This is a genomic window from Permianibacter aggregans, assembly GCF_009756665.1.
Classification (GTDB): Bacteria; Pseudomonadota; Gammaproteobacteria; order Enterobacterales; family Permianibacteraceae; genus Permianibacter; species Permianibacter aggregans.
In genome coordinates this window covers 3,134,570-3,152,011 of record NZ_CP037953.1, presented here as the reverse complement: position 1 = coordinate 3,152,011, position 17,442 = coordinate 3,134,570, and the positions used below count along the sequence as shown (strand labels likewise).

Genomic DNA, 17,442 nt, shown 5'->3' with positions numbered 1-17,442 from the left:
TAGAAGAGACAGCTTGATAAGGAGGGGGAACGATCTCGGCTTTCGGGTCTGACTCGGACGAGGATGACCCGAGTCATTCTGGGAAAAGAAAAGGAAATAACCACTTGGAAATCTGGAAGAGCATTAAGGTTTGAAAGATCACAGAAACGCGGGTTTGTTCCCCCTCCTGCCAAGGAGGGGGCTAGGGGGTGGTAAAGCCCCAAAAGGAAACATCCAGCCAAACCACTAACAAATTTCACACCAAGAAAAAGGCGCAAATCTATGCGCCTTTTCCCCCAATCCAACACAGCTCAGTTCTTCGCTTTCTCCGCCGCGATCCATTCTTCCGTTTTCGTGCGCAGTACTTTCATCGGCAATGGACCATCAAGCAACATCACTCGATGGAAAGCTTTCACGTCAAACTTATCACCCAGCGTTGCCTCCGCTTCAGCGCGCAGGCGGGTCATTTCCAGTTGGCCGATTTTGTAGCCGAGCGCCTGGCCGGGAATGGCGATGTAGCGCTCCACTTCAGCAACAATGTCGGTATCCGCCAGTGCCGAGTTATCGGCCATGTATTGAATCGCTTGTTCGCGGCTCCAGCCTTTGTGATGCAAACCGGTGTCAACGACCAAGCGCATCGCACGCAGTTGTTCGTCGTTCAAGCGACCGAACCACTGATATGGATCGGTGAATAAACCGAGCTCCTTGCCAATACTTTCGGCATACAGCGCCCAGCCTTCACCGTAGGCAACGTAGTAAGTGCCAAAGCGGCGGAATGACGGCAGTGATTCCACTTCTTGCGATAACGCGCTTTGAAAATGATGGCCGGGTGAGGCTTCGTGCAACGACAGCGTTTCGGTGCCCCACTTCGGTTGCGCTTTCAGGTTGTAAGTGTTGACGTAAAACACGCCAGGGCGGCTGCCATCGGCAGATGGTTCCTGATACGAAGCACCGGCCGCGCTTTGCGCACGAAAGGCTTCCACTTCACGAATTTCGTAATCGGCTTTCGGGAATACATCGAACAACTTCGGCAAGCGGGCATTGATGTCCGTTTGCAGTTCGCGATAGCGAGCCAGCACGTCTTCCGGCTTTTCAAAGAAAAACTCCGGCGCGGTTTGCAGATGCTTGAAAAACGCATGCAAATCGCCTTTGAACTTCACCTGCTTGCGCACTTGATCCATTTCGCCACGGATACGCGCCACTTCTTTCAAGCCGATGTCATGAATGACATCCGGATTCAATTCGGTCGTGGTCATTTCTTTTACCCGGTAGGCATACCAGGCTTTGCCATCCGGCAGGGCCGACCAGGCGGTGCTGGTGCGGGTATGCGGCAGGTAATCGTTTTTCACGTAATCGAGCAGGCGACGATAAGCCGGCATCACTTTGTCGTTCAGTAAGGCTTTGTATTGTTTCTTCAAGCGCTTTTGATCTTCGGCACTGACGCTTTCCGGGAAGTTTTGCATGCAACCCCAGAACACCGACTTCTCTACATCCTCAACAATCAGCGCCTGAAGCTGTGGCAACACCTTTTCCATGATCGGTTTCGGTTGCACCACGCCATTCTTGACGCCTTGCTGCATATTGCCAATCATCGTGTCGATAGCCGCGATAGCGCTATCAAGACGCTTCAGCCAGTTGTCATAGTCTTTGGTGTTGCGGAAAGGTTGAATGGATTTACCCGAGCCCATCTGTGCCAGAAATGCCGGCGCCGAGCCGAACTGATTTAACGGCTGCATCCAATCCGGAAAGCGTTCGCCTTCGACCGCCGATTCCAGATTCATCTGGTAGATATCAAAACTCAAGCGGTCTTGCCCGTCGAGCTTGTTGCGGTCGAACTTCTTTAATTCGCTCAATTGCGTCCGCACCAGGCGCTTGCTTTCTTCGCGAAACTCGGCGGTCATAAAGTTGACGAACTTGTCGTTATAGCGCTCATCGCCAATGCTGGTCGCTTGAATCGGCGAACGCTTCAGCTCCGCCTGCCATTGTGTGGCCAGCCATTCATTAAAACGCTCGCCTTCCGTGCTGGCCGCCGCCAGCGGCAACGCCGTCGCGCCCCACAGCAGCGCCGACATAACCACAGTCGATTTCATATTGATGCTCCAGATAAATGATGGGGGATGATAATCAGAGGGATTGGGGCAGGGCAAGCGGGGGGTGAATAGTCCCTATTGTGAGCGAAGTCTTTTTGAGTTCTGCAAGTTTTATGAACTGAGCGATAGGTTGCAGCCTATTAGAACTCAAATGTTGGTTCAAAAGGTTCAATAGTCGTAAACTTTCCTTTTTGGGTCATTTTTCTTCTCAACCGGCTGATATTTGCAAACAGCTTTTGTGGTTCCTCCCCAGCGCTTAGAATATCGTAAAGAGACATCCACTCGCCTCTTTCTACTGCGCATGAATATATATACTCATCTTCTATTTGGAGAGTGTCTGAGGACCACCTTTGTGTGTAGCCGCTAATCACAACCCTTTCGAGAAGTGGCAATGCGGAAAACGCCTCGCCCAACAGTCTAAGTGCTACTCCATGAACATGATGCATATAGACTTTCATTTGCTTACTCGGAGAGATGGGTTCCCTCCTTAAGAACACGTATGGCTTTTCTTTGACCACTCTAGCCACCTCTGTAGGCATGTCTTCAAGTTCGGGAAGGTCAACGTCAATTGCCAACTTTGTTCCACCACAGAACACCTGAAATGAGACAAGTGTTTCCCTAGGCCAGTTAATACTATCGAGTACACTTTCAAAATACTCCTCCATGCACTCTTCAGACTCGTAAATTCCTCGCTCTATCAGGTACTTCCTGCTCGACTCTTTCTCCTCATGAACCATTCTCGCAGAGCTCCAATCATTCAGCTGCTGCTGATACTCCGCTAACGCTACATAGTTCATTTCATCGACCTTTCTTCGAAAGAACGGCAGAAGCAAAGAGAGAACCCCATGTCTTTTAAGGTTGGGAGGACTTGGCTTGTCATCAAATGGTAGAGTGGTATATTGAGGCACACTTACACATGGAGTACTCTGATAAAAATTTGCAAGTAATTCTCCATCTGAGCAATTGTGTTTGATGTAAAACTCTAGAAGCCTTAAAGACTCACTATACATCTCACGTCTCGCCGTATATTCAAGCTCTGGAGGAACGACTTCACCTCCATTCATTGAAAAAACAAGCTCACCCTGCTCGTCTATTCTGACGTCATACTTATTTGAAGCTGAAGTATCTAGTCCACTATTACCTTTCCCGTTCCCCTCAGTAATCTTTGCTCTATACGAGATTCCCGAACCAGGTATCCCCATATTTACGTAAGTTCCACGTGAAGACACATTAAGCGATGCTCCTCGAGGCCCTAAGGATAAACTTGCTCCACTGCCACTAAAATTAACTCTGGCAAATTTTCCTAATTTGACTGATTTTCTGAATCGAAACCCCATATATCCTCCATCAGCAAAGCGGAAAATCACTGTGGTCTAGCATTTTAAATGCCCGAAAAAACCTAATGCACGAATGGATTTTACCGGGCCATATCTCTTAAGTTTTTTCCAAAAACCGTTCAGCGTTTTACCAACTCCACCCGCCGATTCTTTGCCCTGCCCGCCTCACCCTCATTGCTGGCAACCGGCGCTGCCATACCGACACCTACCGGCGTTAATCGGGCTTTCGCCACACCAAAGCGTTTGTTCAACGCCTCGACGACCGCCGCCGCCCGACGCTCGGACAATTGCTGGTTGTAGCGCAGCTCACCGACGTTGTCGGTATGGCCGACAACCAGCAGGTTCAGTTTCGGTTGTTGTTGCAGCAGCGTAGCAATTTCTTTTAGCGCGGCATCGGACTCTGGCTTTACATCGGATTTATCGGTATCGAAGTAAATGCCATAGAGTGCGATATGGCCTTCGGTTTCCAGGCCCTTGGCCATGGCGGCGGCATCGACAGTGACGAGGCCGGTTTGCATGTCGGCGGATTCGACGATTTGCAGGTTGGTAAAGATGCGATCTTTATTTGGGCCGCCGACGCCGTAGGCTTTGATCACATACACCGCGACATGGGTGACGGAATCATTGCGTTTCAGTTTGGCCAGCAGGTAGCGCTGGTCTTTTTCGTGAAAGCCCATGTAGACAGACATGTCTTTTGGCGTGACGGCTTCGTTGAAGGCGCGGCCTTTGAATTTCAGATCGCATTCGGCGTCGTGGCATTGATAGAGCACGTCAAAACCGGCGCCAGTCAGTGCTTGCTCGTAGTTTTTGTAGACTTCGAACACACTGCGATTGGCTGGTGCGCGATAGGAAATGCGGGTGTATTTGCCTTCGAGCTTCAGCACGGCATCATCGTTCTTGCTCAAATCACCACGCACTTGAATGGGCGCTTTGACGAGTTTGACTTGGTCAAATTCGCGTTGCTCGTACTTGATGATTTCCGATTCCGGGTAGCGCGAGATCATCGGGTGATCTTTGCTGCCCGGAATATCGGCAGCGAAGGAATGGAATGAAACCAAAAGGCTCAGCGTCAGAATCAGGTATTTCACGTGTTGCTCCTTGCTGTGATGAGTAGTTCCGTTTGAAAGATTGGGGATTACTGGTTGGCCGACACCCTGAGCTTAGCGGCCAAGCTGCCACCGAGCCAAGCCATGGGAATATAGGCCAAGCCGACATCTACGACCGAGAACCATAGGGGTGACGGCAACAGAAACACATTGGTGATGCCACCGAGCATAAACAGACAGCCAATGGCGATGGCGAATTTCATCCGGTGACTGGCGGCAATCGAAGCCGCGACAAAGGCTCCAACCAAGGTGCCCAGCGCATGCGCCAAAAACGGGAACAGGAAATTCTTTGGCTCGAATAAATGCATGGTCGCTTTCAAACCTTCCATCGTCGTGACTTCGGCGCCTTCTGGCGGCGGGATAATATGACCGCTGATCATGATCAGCCCCATGTTGACGATGCTGCCGACGACAAGACCGACAACGACAGCGGCGATATTGAGCAGCATGGTTTTCATGATTGGGTTCTCTCCGTTGTCTATTGTTGGAAGAAGGGACCCCCTCTCCCCGTCCCTCCCCCACCAGGGGGGAGGGAGAAAAACCAGCCCAGAGCTGAAGCATTGAATAGTTACGGATTCTGCTTGCCTTGGCAAATCGCGGTGCAGCAGAAACCAAGCGTTGTCATGGCGCTTTGGCGCTCAAACTCGACGGCAGAATTTTCACCTCGCTGCCCTGCCCCATGATGCGCATGGCGGCGAGCAAGCCTTCTGGCGGGGCAATCAGTTTGCGCCGGCCTAAATCCAACCAGCCGCCGGTAGAGGTAACGCGCGCCGCGAGTTGGCCGTCGGCGCGAAAGAATTCGTTGCGCAGTTGAAAGCGGCTGCCGTCTTCGGCCATCGCGACCAGTGCCAGCGTGACCTTGATTTGCTCCAGCAAATGGATTTCGCGGAAGTATTCGACTTCGTCTTTCATGACCACCGGGCCGATGCGCAAGCGGGCAAATTCCGGCACCGGAAAATCGTGTGCGGCGAAAAACTGCATGCGTGCATCGCCGGATTTATCCAGGTACGCGGTGTTGCGCATATGGGAATTGAAATCCATATCGCCCCAGCCGGCGAGCGATGTTGTTTCGAACATGGTGTTCTCCTTTTTTATGCTCAGTCGCGGGTCAGCACTTCCAGCAATTCCACTTCAAAAATCAGATTCGCATTCGGTTGAATCAAGGCACCGGCGCCGCGCTCGCCATAGGCCAGGTGCGAAGGCACAAACAATTTGCGCTTGCCGCCGACTTGCATGCCGACAATGCCTTGATCCCAGCCTTTGATGACCCGGCCGGTGCCGATGACGCATTGGAATGGCTGGCCGCGATCATGCGAGGAATCGAATTTCGTTCCATCCTCCAGCCAACCGGTGTAATGGGTAGTGATCAGCGCGCCTTTGACGGCGGCTTTGCCTTCGCCGACGACCAGGTCGGTGATTTGTAGTTCAGTCATGGAATGCCCACTCCGGGAAATGATTGTTAACAATCCGGACATCGTACCGCTGAACCTTGCGCTTGACATGTCCTCTGCCTAGCTGGCACTGTACCATTACAAATAATACAGTAGATACAGGGAAACACCGCGATGTCCCGAACCGTTCCATTGATGTTGCAGCTCAGTGCCGCCGACCCGCGGCCGCTCGGCAAACAGATTACCGACGGCATTCGCCTGCAGATCGCCAGCGGCGAGCTGCCGGTCGGCAGCCAGTTGCCGAGCGTACGCGGCCTGGCCCAGCAATTGACGATTAACCCGAACACAGTCGCCAAGGCTTATACCGAGCTGACCAATGAAGGCTGGCTGGATGCCCGCCAAGGTCTGGGATTGTTTGTTGCCGAACCGCGGCAATTGCTGTCGGACTCTGAACGCGAGCGCCGACTGAGCCTCGCCGTCGACAGCTTTACCGCCGAAGTAGTGGGGCTTGGTTATCCGCTGGAAACGGTGCTGGCGCGCTTGGAATCAACACTGGCGCCGTGTTTGAAACGCCGTGCTTGAGGTTTTTGATCCCCCTCCTGCCAAGGAGGGAAGCCTTTAATCCCCCTCCTGCCAAGGAGGGGTTGGGGGTGGTTGGCTTTCATCTTTCATCGCGAAAGACATGAACCCCCCCCCCCCCCTGACCCTCTCCTTGGCAGGAGGGGGAACGACAGAGTTTTTTACGAAGGAATGCTTATGTCTGCTCCCTCTTTGCAAGTGATTGCACCGATGACGGCACCGGAACCGGCGCCCACGGATTGCGTCATTGAAACAGAAAACCTGACGCTTTGTTATGGCAAGCGCAAGGCGCTCAATGGTTTGAATTTGCGCATTCCGCGCGGTCGCATTCATGCGATTGTCGGCGCCAATGGCGCCGGTAAATCCTCACTGTTCCGGATTCTGCTTGGCTTTCAATCGGCCACTTCCGGCAGCGCACGGATTCTTGGTCGCGATTGCAACCAGCTTACGCAAATGGATCGCGGCCGTATCGGCTTTGTCAATGAAGAGCACAGCCTGCCAAGCTGGCTGCGCGTTGATGAAGTGGTGGCGATGCAACGGCGTTTGTATCCGCGTTGGGATGAAACGCGCTATCAGCATATTGTCGGCCATTTTCATGTGTTGCCTGAGCAGCGCGTCAAGGAGCTGTCGCGAGGTGAACGTGCCGGTGTAAATCTGGCGATGGCGCTGGCGCAACAACCGGAGTTATTGATTCTTGATGAGCCAACCCTGGGCCTTGATGTCGTCGCCAAACGCGCGTTTCTTGAGGCGGTGTTGTACGCCGTTGATCAAACTGACTGCACGATCATTTACTGCTCGCATCAAATGGAAGAAATCGAACGGCTGGCCGACAACCTGATCATTCTGGAGCGCGGCGAGTTGAAGCATATGTCACCGCCGGATGAATTCTGCGAGCGGGTGTCACTCTGGGTCGCTGAGTTCAATTTCGTTGCGCCGGAAAATGACAAGCTGCCGGGCGTGTTGCAGGTGCAGCGCATCGATGGCCTGTTTCATTATCTGGTGCTTGATCAGGATGACTCATTTGGCCCCCAACTGGAAGCGCTGGGTGCCCGCCGCCATTACCGTGGCGTAGTTAGCCTCGATCGTGCCGTCAATGCTTTTCTTGCCCGCCATCACGCGGCACCGCTGTAAGGAGCGCTTCACATGAAAGATTTGTTTTTCTCCGAGTTGCGCCGCTTTCGGTTGGTCGCGTTGATCGCGATGCTTGCGCATCTGCTAATCCTGTTGTTTCTGAATCGGATGACCGATTTGCTGCAGCAGGCTTATTTCGAAAGCGTGCCGTTCTTTGCGTTTTATCTGGTGCTTGGCCTGGCGTTGGCGCTGGTGCAAGTCGGCAGCTATCGTAAGCCAAGCCAGTGGCTATGGCTGATGCACCGGCCGTTATCGACCAGCAAAATTTTCGGCGCGCTGGCCTTGTCGGCACTGACGCTGCTGGTCATTGTCATGCTGCTGCCGATGTTGGTGCTGGTGCTCGGTACCGATTTATTCACGAGCAAAGTCGTTGATGCCCGTCACTATATGACGGCGGTGCATTTGCTGGCGTTTGCGATGATGGCCTGGCTTGCTGGCGCGCATGCCTGCGTCAGCCATCATAAAGCCGCGATTGCGGTGTTGGCGGCACCGATTTTACTCAGCATGCATTTGATTTCGGTTTGGTGGCTGTTGCTGCCGGTTTCGTTGGCGCTGCTCTGGCTTGGTTGGATTACGTTAAAAAGTTTTCGCGCCAATCGCGATGCACCAGTGCAAGGCAATATCACGCTGTTGTTGACGGCGCTGCCGCTGCAGTTTGGATTTTTTCTGCTGGTGTTTGAACTCGGTTCGTTTCTGTTCGTGACCGGTAGCATCATGGCCGGCACGGATCCGCTGAACACCGAATACCCGCCGAAAGGTGGCGTGATTGAAAGCCTGCGTGCCGAACCGAATAAGGCCATGGTGTTGGCACTCGAAGGCAGCGAAGATGAACGCGCCGAATCCTGGCGGCAACAACTGCCGCTGATGGAGCCACTTCGACTTTATCCGAGCGTGCATCGCTTTCCGCTACGCCATCAACTGAGCAATTTGAATGTACCGACCCAGTGGTATGACGAAACGCGCAACATCTTTTGGACGTTCAGTCATGACCGGATGCTATTCCATGGTCGCAATCCGCAAAATGGCAGCGACCACGGCTGGTGGGGCGTCAACGGCACAGGCGATCTGACACCGTTCAGTGAAGTACCGTTCGCCCTTCACGAAGGCTACCTGATGACCCGCTCGGCGCTTTATGCCATAGACGAAGACAGCAATCGCCCGCACGAGCTACTGCGTTTGGCGCAAGGCGAACAGTTTGTGAATATCCCGGAACGCCGATTCAATCGGATGTTTCTGCTGACCAATCAGCGCGTGCTCGCTTATCGCGATGATCGCCAAGCGGTTTCCGCCTATGCACCGCCGATACTCGATTGGCAATTGCCGTTGCCAGATGGTGTTGCGCAATTGGAGTTTGTTGATATCGCGGAGCTGCTCGATGGCTGGTTGGTTTCAACAATGTATGGAGAAGGTCATCGCCAAATCGGCTTCAATCAGTTCCACCACTATGCAATGCCTTTTCAGCAGGTGTTGTACGTCGATGATGAGGGCCGCGCCAGTCTCGTGTACGAACGCGAGATCCATCGCGACCATTCACCATTGCAACAGGTTGACTGGTGGTTCTCACCACTGCTGCATCTGCTTGCCGAATGGCCGGATAGCGTCCTCGATAAAGGTTTGACCTGGCCACTGAAGGCGGATGCATTGCCCGATGTGCCAGTGTTTTATCCGGTCGCCATTGGCTTGATGCTTGCGTCCTTCATCATCGCCGTATTGTGGTTACGACGCGTGCCGATGAATGCCACGCGTCGTTATGTCTGGCTAATCAATTGCGCCTTGCTCGGCGTGCCAGCGCTACTGGCATTGATTTGCCTGGAACCGCGCCGCGCTCGCGCTTAATTCACTCAGTCGCGCTGACATTGGGGCGCGTCTTTCTCAGGAGTCAACGATGTTGCTGTCACAACATGACGGTAAGGGAACGCTTTGGCCCTTGTTTGCTTTGCTGCTGACGCTGTTGGTTAATCTCGATGCCAATGCCGACAGCAACGCCCTGCAAACCGCCAAGCAACAAAGCCAAGCGCAAGGTAAAGCACCATTGCTTGCCAGAGAAGCCTTTCTGCAACCCGACACCGTCAGCGACGCACAGATGTCGCCAGATGGCCGCTTTCTGCTTTTCCGGCAACGTAACGAACAGCAAAGCGATTTGATGCTACGAGCAATAGATGATGAACCGCTCGTTCGCGTTCAGGCCGATGCCCAGCGGGTAAGGGCGCAATGGTCCGGCGACAGTCAAACGCTGTGGCTTGCCGACGCCCAGGGCTTATCGCTTTACGATATCGCCAGCCAGCGGGGCAAACGCCTTTGGAAATGGGATGAGAAACGACGCCAGCAGTTTTGGGGAGTGGATTCCGCCGCGCCCAACTTTGCCTTGATGCGCGAAAAAGTAGCCGATGATGGTCGCTGGCTTTACCGCTACCTGCTGATTGACCGCAAGGGCCAAACGCGTGTGCTGCATCAATCGCGTTTTTCGCTGCATAGCGTGGCACTCAATGCCCATGGTGAGTTGCTTTACAGCATCGGTTACGAAGGCGATCGCTATGACAAAGTTATTCGCCGATATCAGCCTGGTAAAAGCCGTGAACTGATGCGCTGCGTTGGTGTGCAGCGTTGCCAGTTGATCGGTCATGATGATCAGCGTTTATTTGTTTTGGGTTATCACAACGAGAAAACCGGCAGCGAGGACAAGCTGCACCTGCAAAGCCAAACGAATACCGCTACCGCCTGGCAAACCTTGCACCGAGACCCAAACGACATTGCTGATGTCAGTGCCGTGTTGTGGTCAGCCCATGAACGGGACTGGCTGGCAGTGGCTTACCATCCGGATCGTCGCCAATGGTATGGCAATGGCGAGCAACGGCAAAAACAGCTCGACGCATTGCGGGCGCAATTGCCCGATGCCAGCTTGTATTTGCAGACGAGCGAAGATGGCAAGCGTTGGTTGGTGCAAGCCAAACGAGCTGACTGGCCATTCGATCGCTACTTTTTATTTGCGCCGGAAACGCTGACATTGAAACCGCTTTTTGCGAACGAAACGAAAAACGAATTGACGGCGGCGCTGGTCAACGCGATTCCATTTAGCTATCACGCCAGCGACGGCATGTTGCTACATGCCTATGTGTTTTTGCCGAAAGGCGTGGCGTTGACGAAAGCCCCGATCATTGCCAACTTGCATGGCGGCCCCTACAACCGTGACCGCGACGATTACACGCCGATCACGCAGTTGCTGGTCAATCGAGGCTATGTCGTTGTAACGCCAAACTTCCGCGCGTCGACCGGCTACGGACTCCATTACTTGCTGAGTGCTGGTGGCGATTTTGGCAAAGGTAAAGTCTTGCAGGACATTATCGACAGCCTGGAGCATTTGCTGGTGCAGGGCATCGGTGATCGCCAACAACAAGCGGTGATCGGGCACTCCTTTGGTGGCTACGCCAGTTTGCTGGCTGTCAGCCATTTTCCCAATCGATTCCGTTTTGCCGTCGCCAGCGCCGCGCCGATGGACTTTTATTGGGGCATGGGTTGGATTGCGAAAAATGGTGGTAGTGCGATACCGGCCGATGGTCCGCCAGCTGAGCTGTTTTTCCAACACCACGGTATGCCATTCACCGATGAACGTTGGCAACAGCAAATGCGTGATGAATCGCCTTGGGAACATATTAAAGCGCTACAAGCACCGCTGTATCTTTGGGCGGGCGCCAAGGATGATCGGGTGCCATTGAAGGAAGTGGTGCATTACGCCGGTGAAGTAAAGCGCCATGACAAGCCGCTGACGCTATTGATCGATCCGGATACTGGCCACAACCCCGATGCCCGCCTGAATTTTGAAGCCATTGTTTACTTGATTGAGGCGGCGGCCAATCAACACTTTTCCGGCGGTTTGACAGCGCCGGCGCCGATGCTGAAACGCTTTATCGAGAAGCATACTCGAATCGATAGTAACCGGTTGGTAACTGACGTGAAGCCTTAAATCCGCTACCGACTGGCGCGATGCTGTGATAAAACAAGCGTTCCCGATGCGACACCTCATGGACGAATAACAGAAGCCCTCACAGAAAAGGAATCTCGTTATGTCGTTGATTGGTCGTTTTGTTTTACTCAGTCTGTTGTTTTCGCTGGCCGCCTGCACGCCGAAACAAGTGCTGCTGGATTTGCCGGAAGCAGAGAACTTACATTTCACCCCCGATGGCCGGCTGATTGCCTCCGGCAAAGGTATTTACGAAATCGTATTGCAGGATGGCAGCTATCAGGCCTTGTCGTTGTATGACGGTGACTGCGGTTTCGCCGGCATTGCCCAGCGTGGTAACTGGCTGTACAGCACTTGCGTCACCGGCCCGCTTTGGGCGATGAAACGTTATCTGCTTGCTGCCGAGTTACGTGACAACGAGTTGCCGCAATTTCAGATCATCAAGGAAATTGATCTGATTATCCCCAATGGCATGGCGTTTGATCGCAATGGTGTGTTGCTGATGGCCGATGAAAACTTCTTCGGCGCCGGCAAGATTGTCCGCATTCATGTCGAGGATGGTGCGCCACCGACGGTGACCAGCATCGAAACCTGGTTGGATGGTCGCTATGGCGTTTGGCATCCGAACGGTGTGCGCGTCGTTGATGATCAAGTGTTCTTTACCGACGGCGGACACGTGAAAGCCTTTCGCTTTGACGATGACGGCACCGTGCTTGAACAGCGCATTCTGTTTACGCGCGCCACGGTGTTCGATGATTTGCTGCCGGTTTGCGATGGCGCCGTCGTCACCGACTTTATCAAAGGCACCGTGTTGTACGTGGACCGCGACGGCAACAAACGTTACGAAAGCAAAGCACAGAGCTTTCCCGGCGCTTCCTCAGTTCAGATTGGTCGGCCACCGCTATTTGGCAGCAATCAACTGATCATTTCCGAGAAAGGTATGCTGCTCGAAACGGATAACCGCATTGGAGACAAACTGGTCAGCGTCGCCGCTGATTTTGATTTGGCCGAGTACGCGGCCACTTGTCCCTAACCGCGACGGCGAAAATCACAGGCAGCCGTTATTCGACACGGCTGCCTGTCCGGTTCACCACAAGAGGTAATTATGTGACGTCCATGGTATTGCCAACAGCCGACTCTTTTATGCTAGAAGGCAATACGCGAACCTCATACCCTTCACCGAGTTTCCTGAATGTGCGCAGTAAATTGTCAGGCGGAGCAATGAGCTTGCGTTGCGTTAAATCAAACCAACCACCAGTACTGGTAATTCGCGCCGCTAATTGCCAATCGCCACGAAAGAACTCATTACGTACTTGAAAGCGACTGCCATCTTCAGACATGCCTACCAACTTCAATACGACACGCAGTGGCTCCATCAAATGCACTTCCCGAAAGTACTCGACGTCATCCCGCATGACCACAGGGCCAATGCGCAGACGGGTGAACTCGGAAATCGGAAACTGATTGGCGGCAAAAAACTGCATACGCACATCGACCGCCTTGTCCAAATAGGCTGTGTTGCGCATATGAGCATTGAAATCCATGTCGCCCCACCCGGCGATAGTTAGCGCTTCAAACATCGGTAATCCTCACTTTGCAATTGGAGCAAACGCCATACGCCATCAGGCTTCTCGTTTGACCACGTCCAATAGTTCGATTTCAAACATCAGGTTGGTGTTAGGTCGAATGCGATGGCCAATGCCTCGCTCACCGTAGGCCATGTGCGCCGGTACAAACAATTTTCGTTTGCCGCCGGTCTTCATGCCCAACATGCCTTTGTCCCAGCCTTGAATGACGCGCCCGCTGCCCAATACGCATTGAATGGGGCGGCCGCGAAAGTGGCTGGAATCGAACGGCGTGCCATCCTCAAACCAGCCGGTGTAATGGGCGGTAACCAAAGTACCCTCTGTGGCGACGTTGCCATCGCCAACAACCAGATCGGTAATTTCCAACGTGCTCATGAATGTTCTGTCAGGTGATCCGTCAGTCGAACCAAGCCCGTGCCGTTGCGCTAACGCGTTAACGCAGCTCAACGGAGCTTGGGTTATGCTGCCAGCGTGTCGCGCAAACAAAGTGGGCGACACGCTGATCACAGCGCTTCTCGATCAGTGCGCAGCGGCGCTCGCAGGTGGCAGCGGCTCCGGCACTTTGTTGCTGATCGGCGGCAAGGTTTGCAGGTAAGCGAAAATCGACGCGAGATCGTTGTCGGTCATCTGGCGGTAAACGCCAATAGGCATCGGCGGCAGAATTTCGCGACCACGACCGAGGTGACGACCGGTACGAATGGTGTCGATGAAGTTACGCTCGCTCCACTTGCCAAGACCTGTCTCTTTGTCCGGCGTCAAATTGGCGGTAAAGCTCACGCCCCAGGGACCGGCAAAAGCGGTATTGCTGGCCGACGTCAAGGTTACCCACGGGCCTTCCGGCAGCACCGGCGGTGCAGGTGGTTGTTCGTTGGCTGGTTGACCAGACAGCGCTCGCGACATATCCGGTCCTGGACCGTTCGGCCCCATCACCCAAGGCGTGTGGCAGTCGTGACAGCCGGAAGTGTTGACCAGGTATTTTCCGCGGGCGACTTTGCTTTCGTCAGCGTTGCTCGGCGCGATGGCGAGACAGGTTAGCGGCACCAGCCACAGCGGGCTGGCGTGCCGAAGGATTTGCAGTAAAGGTTTCATCATCATGATTCTCCGCTCGGGATTGCAGGTCGTGTTGTATCCAGCGGATGACCATCGCCAAACCCTCGTCATCGATAACGCGAGTGCCGAGTGGCGGCATTTGGCTGATGGCATCGCGGGTGCCCATCCGGAGCGCCAGCACACTGGATTCGGGTTGGCCAGGCTCGATGCGTTTGATTGCATCGGTATGACCGCGTAACCGAAATTGGCTACGCAAAAATAATTCGCGCTGACTCACGGGCTTGCTATCGCTGACTGATTGCGACAAATCCAAGTCCAGCAACGCCAATGGTCCGTTGTGGTTATGACAATGACCACAGTTGCTATGCAGATAACCAAGCGCGCTGCGCTCGACTGCAGAGCTGGCGGCAATGCGCGGCGGCTTTTGTAAAAAGGTTTCCGGCAGGTTGCGCAGTAAACCAAGGCGAACCAAGGCCGTCAGATCCAATTGATCGACACGAAACGGTTCGGCGTGTGGCGCATTGCCATCGCGATCCGGCGACAACTGCAAAGCACCGAAACCGAGCACCGGCACCGCTGCGCCTTCATGACAAGCCAGACAATCATCACGTGCCGGAATTGGGTAGCGACTACCCGGTGCACCCTCAGCATTCACCGTCACCCCATTTGCTGGCGCCAAAAGCGCTTCTGTTTGCTCTGCATTCCAAACGTAAGCAGCAAAGCGCCAGGAACCATCGCTCAAGCGCTCGATAAAACGTGTTTCCACTCGCTGCTGATGCCCGAAGGTTTTCCATAATTTGGTGCCGTTCGGAAACTGCCATGCATCGGGATTGCTGGCGTCGATAACCCTGTTCGGTGGCAAATAAATCCAGCGCTGTTTTATCGCACCGTCCGACCACAATGGATACTGCGGCGAGAATGAATAAATGCCGGCGAGAACCTGTTGTGGTTTGCCCGGTGTAAACAAGCCCGTGGCACTGAGCGTTTCCGGCAACGGCGACAACGCAGGCTCCGGCGTAGCCGCCAGCACAGTCCCCATCCAGCACAACAGTAAGGCGCGACGCCAAACCGTGTTGAGGGTGGAATGAAAAACGTGCTTGCCAAACATGAACAGGTACCGGATAGGGATGTCGAAATCGAACTCATGTATGAGTGCGAATTACCTGTTGTTCATGCTACTGAGATAGGAGGTTTCTGCTCTTAATAGATGATTAGCAGCATCTTAATTTTTTCTTAACATGCCGCGCGCTCGTTGCCAAATGTTGCCAAAAAGCCCGTTGTACATGTTTGTTTACAGAGGCCAAATCCATAACAGCATCGGCACCGCGACGGCGACAACCAGTATTTCCATCGGTAAACCGAGCCGCCAGTAATCACCAAAGCGAAAACCGCCGGGGCCAAGAATCAAGGTATTGTTTTGATGACCGATCGGCGTCAGGAACGCGCACGAAGCCCCGACCGCCACGGCCATCAAAAACGCGTCAGGATTAACACCCAATTGCTGGGCGGCGCTAATCGACAGCGGGCACATGACTGCCGCGGTGGCAGCATTGTTCATGAAATCGGACAAGGTCATCGTGACAATCAGAATCAATGTCAGCGCAACAATCGGTTGTCCCTGGGCGATGTTTTCCAGCAGACCTCGGGCAATCAAATCAGCGGTACCGGTGATTTCCATTGCCTCGGCAACCGGAATCAAGGCGGCCAGCAAAACAATAACCGGCCAGTCCACGGCGTTATACACTTTGCGCAGCGGCAAAATGCGCAGCACCATAAATGCCAGTACACCGGTGGCAAAAGCAATGGCGGCCGGCAGCACGCCGAACGCGGCGCCAGCAATGGCCAACAGCAACACCACACTGGCGATAATCGCTTTGCGGCGGCTCGGAATGCGAATCGCCCTTGCGGCCAGCGGCACGCAACCAAATTCCGAAGCAAAAACCGACAAAGACTCCGGTGCGCCTTGCATCATCAACAAATCACCGGCCTGAATCGGCGTCGTGCGCAAACGTTTGATCGAGCGCCGACCTTCGCGCGACACCGCCAACAAGTTCAGGCCATACAATGTTCGCAACTGCAAATCGGTGGCCGACTGACCAATGATGCTGGCACCGGCCATTACGCCAAGCTCCTGAATTACATACTCACCCGACTCGACCTGTATCGTTTCACCGATATGAGCGGCATCGGCAGCCGATTCCTCAGCGGTCGCCGTTTTCTTCGATGGCGATTTTTCCTTTGCCTTGGCTTTCGCTGATTTTTTCTTGCTGTCTTTTTCTTCCTCGTCTTCCTGCTCCGATTCCTCGTTTGTGGATTCTTCTCGTCGCTCGACGGCTTCTTCCAAATGCAGGTCCAACGACGACAACACCGCCGCCAGCGATTCCGGTTCCGCCTCAATAATCAGGATGTCGTCCTTGCGCACGACACTGCGCGGATGCGGCACAATCACCTGCAACTCATTGCGCACCAAGCCGACAATCTGGGCATCGGCTTTCTCCAGCATCTCCTCGACTTTGCGCAGGGTTTTCCCAATGACGTCACTGTCGTCCTCGACCCGCACTTCGGTCAGGTATTTGCCGGTATCAAAACTGCCGGCATCATCCTGACGGCGATCCGGCACCAATCGCCAGCCAATGAACACGACAAACAGCACGCCAAACAGCGCCACAGCGAGCCCAACGGGAGTGAAATCAAACATCGCGAAACTTTCCATGCCGGTTTGCTCGCGAAAACTGGCGACGATCAAATTCGGCGGTGTGCCAATCATCGTCGTCATGCCGCCGAGAATCGTCCCGAACGACAACGGCATCAGCACCCGGCCCGGTGGTAGTTTTTGTCGGCGTGCCAGTTGCAACGCCACCGGCATCAATAGCGCCAGAGCGCCAATATTGTTGATGAAGCCTGATAACACGGCGCCGATGGCAATCAAGGCCGCGACGTTCAGCATTGGTCGCTCGCTGCTCGGCATCAGCTTCAGTGCCACGGCGTCGATAGCGCCACTGGTTTGCAAACCAAAACTCAGCACCAACACACAACCAACGGTAATCACTGCCGGATGGGCAAAACCGGAGAACGCCAGCTCCGGTGCAACGAGCCCGGTGAACACACAGGCAAGCAGCGTTGCCGCCGCGACGATATCGTGGCGCCAGCGGCCCCAGAGGAACAACACAATGGCGCTCAGCAAAATCACCAGAATCAAAATTTGATCATTGCTCATCGTGTTTGCCATCACTCC

Annotated in this window: 16 protein-coding genes; 5 read left to right on the top strand and 11 right to left on the bottom strand. The window is 54.0% G+C overall.

Features of this window, described 5'->3' with window-relative positions; all coding sequences use genetic code 11:
• Positions 1-290 precede the first annotated feature (290 nt).
• From E2H98_RS14130 to E2H98_RS14105, 6 genes are all read right to left on the bottom strand, one after another.
• Complete coding sequence (locus tag E2H98_RS14130) at positions 291-2,069, bottom strand: DUF885 domain-containing protein (RefSeq protein ID WP_133593935.1); 1,779 nt, start codon at positions 2,067-2,069, stop codon at positions 291-293.
• Between the two features lie 140 nt (positions 2,070-2,209).
• Entirely contained in the window at positions 2,210-3,406 is a 1,197-nt protein-coding gene (locus tag E2H98_RS14125; protein WP_133593933.1) for a DUF4236 domain-containing protein, read from the bottom strand.
• Between the two features lie 119 nt (positions 3,407-3,525).
• Positions 3,526-4,494: an OmpA family protein gene (locus tag E2H98_RS14120; RefSeq protein WP_232475419.1), complete on the bottom strand. Its 969-nt coding sequence runs from the start codon at positions 4,492-4,494 to the stop codon at positions 3,526-3,528.
• A gap of 47 nt (positions 4,495-4,541) precedes the next feature.
• Positions 4,542-4,970, bottom strand: coding sequence for a hypothetical protein (locus E2H98_RS14115; protein ID WP_133593931.1), 429 nt, complete (start codon positions 4,968-4,970; stop codon positions 4,542-4,544).
• A gap of 163 nt (positions 4,971-5,133) precedes the next feature.
• Positions 5,134-5,589 (bottom strand): thioesterase family protein, encoded by a 456-nt coding sequence (locus E2H98_RS14110; protein ID WP_133593929.1) that lies wholly within the window; start codon positions 5,587-5,589, stop codon positions 5,134-5,136.
• 20 nt (positions 5,590-5,609) lie between these two features.
• The gene (locus E2H98_RS14105) at positions 5,610-5,945 is read right to left on the bottom strand and encodes an FKBP-type peptidyl-prolyl cis-trans isomerase (protein WP_133593927.1); all 336 of its coding nucleotides are present in this window, start codon (positions 5,943-5,945) and stop codon (positions 5,610-5,612) included.
• 132 nt (positions 5,946-6,077) lie between these two features.
• Here E2H98_RS14105 and E2H98_RS14100 point away from each other — a divergent pair, with 132 nt between their 5' ends.
• The 5 genes from E2H98_RS14100 to E2H98_RS14080 all read left to right on the top strand — a co-directional run bounded on the left by E2H98_RS14100 (position 6,078) and on the right by E2H98_RS14080 (position 12,604).
• Entirely contained in the window at positions 6,078-6,485 is a 408-nt protein-coding gene (locus E2H98_RS14100) for a GntR family transcriptional regulator (protein ID WP_198325135.1), read from the top strand.
• Between the two features lie 174 nt (positions 6,486-6,659).
• Entirely contained in the window at positions 6,660-7,613 is a 954-nt protein-coding gene (locus E2H98_RS14095) for an ABC transporter ATP-binding protein (protein WP_198325134.1), read from the top strand.
• A 12-nt stretch (positions 7,614-7,625) separates the two neighbouring features.
• The gene (locus E2H98_RS14090; RefSeq protein ID WP_133593925.1) at positions 7,626-9,449 is read left to right on the top strand and encodes a hypothetical protein; all 1,824 of its coding nucleotides are present in this window, start codon (positions 7,626-7,628) and stop codon (positions 9,447-9,449) included.
• A 49-nt stretch (positions 9,450-9,498) separates the two neighbouring features.
• Positions 9,499-11,574: an alpha/beta hydrolase family protein gene (locus E2H98_RS14085; protein ID WP_133593923.1), complete on the top strand. Its 2,076-nt coding sequence runs from the start codon at positions 9,499-9,501 to the stop codon at positions 11,572-11,574.
• A gap of 100 nt (positions 11,575-11,674) precedes the next feature.
• Positions 11,675-12,604 carry an SMP-30/gluconolactonase/LRE family protein gene (locus E2H98_RS14080; protein ID WP_133593921.1) on the top strand — a complete coding sequence of 310 codons (930 nt, stop codon included), beginning with the start codon at positions 11,675-11,677 and terminating at the stop codon, positions 12,602-12,604.
• A gap of 70 nt (positions 12,605-12,674) precedes the next feature.
• Here the strand turns inward: E2H98_RS14080 and E2H98_RS14075 are convergent, their stop codons facing one another.
• From E2H98_RS14075 to E2H98_RS14055, 5 genes are all read right to left on the bottom strand, one after another.
• The gene (locus E2H98_RS14075; protein ID WP_133593919.1) at positions 12,675-13,151 is read right to left on the bottom strand and encodes a thioesterase family protein; all 477 of its coding nucleotides are present in this window, start codon (positions 13,149-13,151) and stop codon (positions 12,675-12,677) included.
• A gap of 42 nt (positions 13,152-13,193) precedes the next feature.
• Positions 13,194-13,532: an FKBP-type peptidyl-prolyl cis-trans isomerase gene (locus E2H98_RS14070; protein WP_133593917.1), complete on the bottom strand. Its 339-nt coding sequence runs from the start codon at positions 13,530-13,532 to the stop codon at positions 13,194-13,196.
• A 144-nt stretch (positions 13,533-13,676) separates the two neighbouring features.
• Positions 13,677-14,198: a c-type cytochrome gene (locus tag E2H98_RS14065; protein ID WP_198325133.1), complete on the bottom strand. Its 522-nt coding sequence runs from the start codon at positions 14,196-14,198 to the stop codon at positions 13,677-13,679.
• A complete protein-coding gene (locus E2H98_RS14060) occupies positions 14,158-15,315 on the bottom strand; it encodes a hypothetical protein (RefSeq protein WP_133593915.1) in 1,158 nt (385 codons plus the stop codon). The genes E2H98_RS14065 and E2H98_RS14060 overlap by 41 nt, the downstream gene beginning before the upstream one ends.
• 183 nt (positions 15,316-15,498) lie before the next feature.
• On the bottom strand, positions 15,499-17,424 hold the full coding sequence (locus E2H98_RS14055; protein WP_133593913.1) for an SLC13 family permease: 1,926 nt from the start codon (positions 17,422-17,424) through the stop codon (positions 15,499-15,501).
• Positions 17,425-17,442: the final 18 nt, after the last annotated feature.